The sequence below is a fragment of the Halalkalibacter alkalisediminis genome (genome assembly GCF_028610705.1).
GTDB lineage: Bacteria > Bacillota > Bacilli > Bacillales > Bacillaceae_D > Halalkalibacter > Halalkalibacter alkalisediminis.
In genome coordinates this window covers 1-1,507 of sequence record NZ_JAQQWT010000110.1, presented here as the reverse complement: position 1 = coordinate 1,507, position 1,507 = coordinate 1, and the positions used below count along the sequence as shown (strand labels likewise).

Sequence of the window (1,507 nt, the reverse complement as noted above, 5' to 3'; positions counted from 1 at the left end):
ATTTATGGTTTCAAGGCACAAAAAAACTCCTTATAATTAGGATTGGTAGTTCTGTCCAAATCCCAATTAAAAGGAGCTCACCATGGACAAGAATACCATAAAATCTACAATTAATGAACTACTAAAAGGAATAGATGAACAAACTTTTTCTAAGCTGATTAACGTCATAGACCTGGATAAATATGTGAAGAAATTATCGGTATACAAGTTCTTTCAACTGCTTATTCTTTCGCAATTGGAAGAAACGGAAAGCCTAACGTTCTTATCAAAGCAGGTGAAAGACCAGAAATCCTATCAGCTTGAACTAGCGTTGGACACAATCAGTACATCGCAACTTTCTAGAAAGCTTGGGAGCTTATCACCTAAAATCTATGAAAAGATCTTTCATCACCTCGTCTTAAAGACTCAAGCGACCCTCAAACAACCTGCGATCATTCGTGATATAGGTCGTTTATACGTGATTGATTCAACGACGATGAGTATGAGTCTTAGCCAATTTCCTTGGGCAACCTTCCGTAAAACGAAAGCTGGAATACGGCTTCACTTACGAGTGATCGTGACGAAAGAGTTGACGATTCCTGATAAAGGTATATTACTACCAGCTAAACACGCAGATCGTACACAAATGAGTGAGCTTATCGACATTGATTCAGAAGCGATCCACTTATTTGACCGAGGGTACAACGACTATAAGAAGTTTGACGAATTCTGTTTACAGGATGTTCGTTTTATCACGCGCTTAAAGAAGAATGCGCAAATTGAGGTGCTCTCTGAACAAGTACCTGATCCTGAATCTCTTATTTTCAGAGACCAAGAAGTGTTTCTCGGCAATGGACAGAACGGAACGAAAATGACCCATCCTTTACGTCTTGTTGAAACCAAAGATCGTGAAGGAAACACGGTGATCATCGTCACCAACTGTTTTGAGCTCTCAGCTAACGAAATCGGCGAACTCTACCGCTATCGTTGGAAAATCGAAACCTTCTTTAAGTGGATGAAACAGCACCTCAAAGTCAAAAGCTTCTACGGCAAGAGTGAGAATGCCGTATGTAATCAAATCTGGATCGCTCTCATCACATACTGTTTACAAGTGCTCTTACAACAAAGTGTCCATCACGAGGGACCATTACTTGAAGTCAAGCAAACGTTGAAAACCCTTTTATTTGATGGATTTGATGCATTCCTATGCGCTCTTTTCAGGCAGCCCGCGCGTTCATCGAAAGGACGTCAAAAACTGAACTGGGAGGCAGAGTTTCAAGTGATCGAGCAACAATTCCTTGAAGGTGAGGTGAGGTGAGCCATTTAGACGACTTACTGTACGATCCAGTGTTTACAAACTAGGAACATCTATAAATGTAAAATTGTGGATAAGGACTACCGCACACGTCAGTGTTGTCCGTTTTTCACTTAGGTCCACCACGGTAAAATCAGAATATTCTTTCTAATTTAACCTTCAACGAAACAATTCGATTGACAATAGAGATACTTATTTATGCAATGCTAATGA

1 protein-coding gene is annotated in these 1,507 nt (G+C 40.1%); it reads left to right on the top strand.

Going from position 1 to position 1,507, the window contains the following annotated elements:
* The first annotated feature begins 82 nt into the window (after positions 1–82).
* The gene (locus tag PQ474_RS26050) at positions 83–1,297 is read left to right on the top strand and encodes an IS4 family transposase (RefSeq protein WP_273848489.1); all 1,215 of its coding nucleotides are present in this window, start codon (positions 83–85) and stop codon (positions 1,295–1,297) included.
* Positions 1,298–1,507 lie beyond the last annotated feature (210 nt).